The sequence below is a fragment of the Aquabacterium parvum genome, from assembly GCF_001447195.1.
In the GTDB taxonomy this organism is placed as follows: Bacteria; Pseudomonadota; Gammaproteobacteria; order Burkholderiales; family Burkholderiaceae_C; genus Aquabacterium; species Aquabacterium parvum.
In genome coordinates this window covers 1-311 of the sequence record NZ_LFRI01000339.1, presented here as the reverse complement: position 1 = coordinate 311, position 311 = coordinate 1, and the positions used below count along the sequence as shown (strand labels likewise).

Below are 311 nucleotides of genomic sequence, written 5' to 3'. Positions count from 1 at the left end.
GAAAACGACGACCAAGATGCCTTGCTGGAAGACTTGGTCGCGCCGTACCTGCCAGGTCGTCCGGGTTCGGCCGTTTACACACGTCAGCTTCCGTACCGCAAGACCAAGAAGATCTTCGCTGCCAAGCCTGACAAACGCGCAGCGTTAATGGGCCAGTACCTGGATGAGTGGTACGAAGCCAGTCGCCGAGAGCCTTATCACGACCGCCACAAGTCCAGCTATTTCCCAGGCTACTGGTCTTTGGAGGCTGCAGCCATCACATACATCCTGGACATCGACGACAGCAGCTACCGAGACAAGAAGTTCTACCC

Annotated in this window: 1 protein-coding gene; it reads left to right on the top strand. The window is 56.6% G+C overall.

The annotated features are described in order from the left end of the window. The coding region (locus ABG80_RS11455) for a PoNe immunity protein domain-containing protein (protein ID WP_152987598.1) at nucleotides 1-311 on the top strand (311 nt) is incomplete at both ends.